This window comes from Candidatus Latescibacterota bacterium (assembly GCA_019038625.1).
GTDB lineage: Bacteria > Krumholzibacteriota > Krumholzibacteriia > Krumholzibacteriales > Krumholzibacteriaceae > JAGLYV01.
In genome coordinates, this window is record JAHOYU010000050.1 from 1 (window position 1) to 3,852 (window position 3,852).

2 protein-coding genes are annotated in these 3,852 nt (G+C 53.2%); one reads left to right on the forward strand and one right to left on the reverse strand.

All coding sequences use genetic code 11. The features are described from left to right. A partial coding sequence (locus tag KOO63_03550; GenBank protein MBU8920916.1) for a T9SS type A sorting domain-containing protein occupies positions 1–2,187 on the forward strand: 2,187 nt, incomplete at its 5' end. 36 nt (positions 2,188–2,223) lie between these two features. Here the strand turns inward: KOO63_03550 and KOO63_03555 are convergent. Next, positions 2,224–3,447, reverse strand: coding sequence for an aldo/keto reductase (locus tag KOO63_03555; GenBank protein MBU8920917.1), 1,224 nt, complete (start codon positions 3,445–3,447; stop codon positions 2,224–2,226). Between the last annotated feature and the right edge of the window lie 405 nt (positions 3,448–3,852).

Consider the following 3,852-nt stretch of genomic DNA (forward strand, 5'->3'; position numbering starts at 1 on the left):
GGGATAATCATTCTGCTGGAGCCTTTGAGCGGTGATGAACCGTCGGGCGGAATAACTTTGTCGAGCAACGACCCATGGACACCTCTCTCGATCGTGGATTTTACTTCCGATGTAAGGGCCCTTGCGGTGTCCAGCAGGCTTCTGAAACCTGTCTGGCAGGATGAGGTAGAACCTGGAGAGGCCCTGACAGTGATCGTCACTCCCGCCCCCCTGGTGGAAGTCGAGCATGGGACCCTTTACTTCCGGGAAACAGGATCCGCGACATGGCAGCAACTCACGCTGAGCCCATCGCTGGACGATTTTATAGCCATCATACCAGGTGAATATATTACCGAGGCGGGACTCGATTATTACATTGAAGTAGAAAATACTCCTGTCATCTCGACCGATCCACCTGGGGCACCTGTTGATTCGATCTTCTCTGTCTATGTCAGGCCGCCCGAGTGGGTCGAGACCCGGCCCCTCGTCAACTCGGGTGAAGGTTTCATGACAGGGAGGCAGATCCAGGTACTTCTGACATTCGACGCTGGTACGTTAATACAGACCGGCACTCTATACTTCCGTAAAGGCGGAGATATCGATTTCCTGTCGTCACCCGTCGATATCGGATCGGATCCTCCCTCGGCGCTTGTCCCGGATACTATGGTCACTCCTGCAGGAGTTGAGTACTGGCTCGAGATCAATACACTCACCAGTCGATTGACCGATCCTGTCACGGGCCCCGAAAACGACCCGGATCAGATCATCGTAACCGTACCCGACCTCAGGGAGACATCATCCTGGCCGGGAGGACATTACAGGATGGCTTCGATCCCTCTGGTCTTCGGTGAAGAATTCTCCGGGACTGTCGAGGCTCTTCTATCGGATCAGCAGGCCTTTGGCCCCTATGATCCCGTCAAATGGCGTTCGTTTATATACAGTTCGGAATCGATGAGGTATATCGAACTTGTTGAGGACGAGACCGGACTTTTCAATCCGGTCGCAGGGAAAGGCTTCTGGCTGGTCTGCAGAAGCGACGCGTCGATCAAGACTGCCCCCGTCACGGGATACTCCGTTCCAACAGATGACTGCCAGGATATTCTCCTGAGCCCGGGATGGAACCAGGTAGGCAACCCCTTTACATTCGATGTTCCATGGGATTCAGTCCTCGTCGATTCGTTCTCCATGGTGGAAGCGGAAGGTGTCCTGGTCGATCCGCCTGTAGGCTTCGACGGGGTGACATACACCACGGACCATTCAGTCATCGAACCCTTCAATGCTTACTGGATAAGGAATAATTCTGATTCAGAGGTCACTCTTCACATCCCGCCCTGCAGGGAAAAATCCCTGCTCGATCAGCGGACCGAAAAAGGTCCGGTCGCGTCGGCCTGCCTGCCTGAATGGGACTGGCGATGCAGTCTTCGGGTCTCGTGCACAAACTCTGTAGATGAGATGAATGTCTTCGGGATGAATTCCGAAGCATTGCAGGGAGCGGACAGGCTCGACCGATACGAGCCACCTCTCGCGCCGGGCAGATCGATCTCCCTCTACTTTGTCGACAGCGTGGACGATGCAGCTGTCAGGCTGCTTTCTACAGATGCACGAAACGATGATGGGGAAAAGAACGACGGGGCCACTGGCGACAATAGTGGAATGTGGTTTTTCGATGTAGCAAAGAATTATTCTTCATCGACAGCGGGCGACCCGGTGGAAATCAAGCTTGCCTGGCTGGAAGGCGCGGCCCCGGATCTCCGACTCATCCTGGTGGACCGCATTCTGGGCGAGATCGTCGATTTGCGTGACACAGGGGAGTACAACTTCCTGCTTGGCGTGAAAGACCAGACTAGCAGTATCGACGATGCTCGGTTCGTGATTCTTGTCGGCAACGAAGAGCTTGCCGATTCTACAGGCCTTCTGCCCGTCCCCCCCACGAAAACGAGCCTCATCGGAAACTATCCGAACCCCTTCAATCCCTCGACAAGGATCCGATTCGACCTTGTGGAAAAGGCCCGGGTCAGACTCGATATATTCGACGTCCGTGGCCGTCTCGTTGCAACACCTCTTGACCGGACGATGACAGCTGGCCGGAAAGAGATCGACTGGACGGCGGCCGACAGGAATGGAGAGCCCCTGGCGAGCGGGGTATATTTCTGCAGGCTCACTGCGGGCAGAGTCGTTGAGACCAGAAAAATGGTGCTGCTCCGATAGCAGCATGTCGCCCCTGCCGCAAACACTGGAAATGCCTTACACCAGAAATTCTCCCGGCACATCATTGAGACGCGCGACCTTGGCGATCTTGCTTCTGACATTGAAATCCATGGCGCAGGATACCGAACAGGTGGCACAGCCGCCGCATGGGTCTGTACCGCTGACCACTGATGACAGAGTCTCCTGTGCGTGAGCGAGATTGCGATATCCATAGGCATACATATGGCTGCGCATGAGAGTCGGTATATCCAGAGATTTCGTACACTGCGGAACACAACTGCCGCATTGCTGACAGAAGGGCCCGTCCGGCCTCTCGTGGAGACTCAGCTTGAGGTCCGCCTTCTCCGCATCGCTGAGAGAAAGGTCCGCCATCAGGGCAAGATCCTTTTCGAGCTGATCGTACGTCATGACTCCCGGCACAGTGGTGTGGACATTTTCATTCTGCAGGACCCATTTCAGGGCAGCCTCCGAGTTGATCGGCTCTGTACGGCCCTCATCCCAGAATGCTCCGGCCATCGTCTTCATCGCGATTATCCCCATCCCCTGTTTTGAGGCAAAAGCCATAGCCTCGCCTATCTCATCGCGATTTTTCTTTCTGAAGTTATAGGCGACCATGGCTACATCGTAGATCTTCGCTTCAACAGCTGCCCGGATCGCCTCGTCTTCATGACTGTGAGTGGCGATACCGATGAACCTGGCCTTGCCCTGCTTTTTGATATCCTCCATGGCCCTCAGATAGGGCTCGTAGAAAACCGATTCTTTTTTTGCCATAAAGGGAAGCAGGAAGATATCGACACACTCCACACCGAGCTGCATCAGACTCTTATCGATCTTCTCAATGAACGGCTCGACTTTCGCGCCCTTATTGAAGACGCCTTCCCTGTGATTGAAATCCTCCGGGCTGGCGCTTGTAACGATAATGATCGAGTCCTTGTCGCTGTTTTTGACGACTTCTCCGACCATTTTCTCATTGCTGCCATTTCCATAATACTGCGATGTCGCGAGAAGCTTCACGCCGCCATCGAGTGCCGCCTTGATCAATCCGGGATCGCTGGTGTCGCCGGTGCCGAGACTGACTATCGGCAGTTCGATCCCCGTATTGCCCAGCTTGCGGTGTACAAGTTTCTTCTTTGTGTCCGACTTTGTTTCTGCTTCAGAATCTGTTTTGGAAGAGGAACATGCGAATACTGTCATACCAGCCGCACCGACAAGCCCGGTTTTCAGAAAGTCCCTGCGATTTTTTAATCCGGATTTTTTCATTTCATGATCCTTTCAAGGAATAGAGGAAACATGTATCCATCGACCGATCGGTACTCAACCATCCGGGGAAAAGGTCCTGAATCAAATCCCGGAATCTATTATGCCATGAAAACTATATATTGTTATACATGAATTCAGGTCCGCGGTTCCATCGAAAATCAGGGTCGAGGACATGTTGTGTATTTCCCAGCAGTTATCGTATACTCACCACAGATCTGGAATAGATAATAAATCTTGAGTGGATCTGGATCAGACAGAATAATCACTATTGGAAATGTCCGGGAGGATAATATGTCAGCTTACAGATATCGTTTTTGGGGCGCGACCGTCGGCCTGATAGTATCTGCTATATTGATCGCCGGGTGCTGCGATGAATGTAAGACACCGGTCGAACCGAGAGACCCC

Coding starts and splice junctions, on each gene's coding strand:
- KOO63_03555 (MBU8920917.1), bottom strand. CDS start 3,447: ATGAAAAAATCCGGATTAAAAAATCGCAGGGACTTTCTGAAAACCGGG.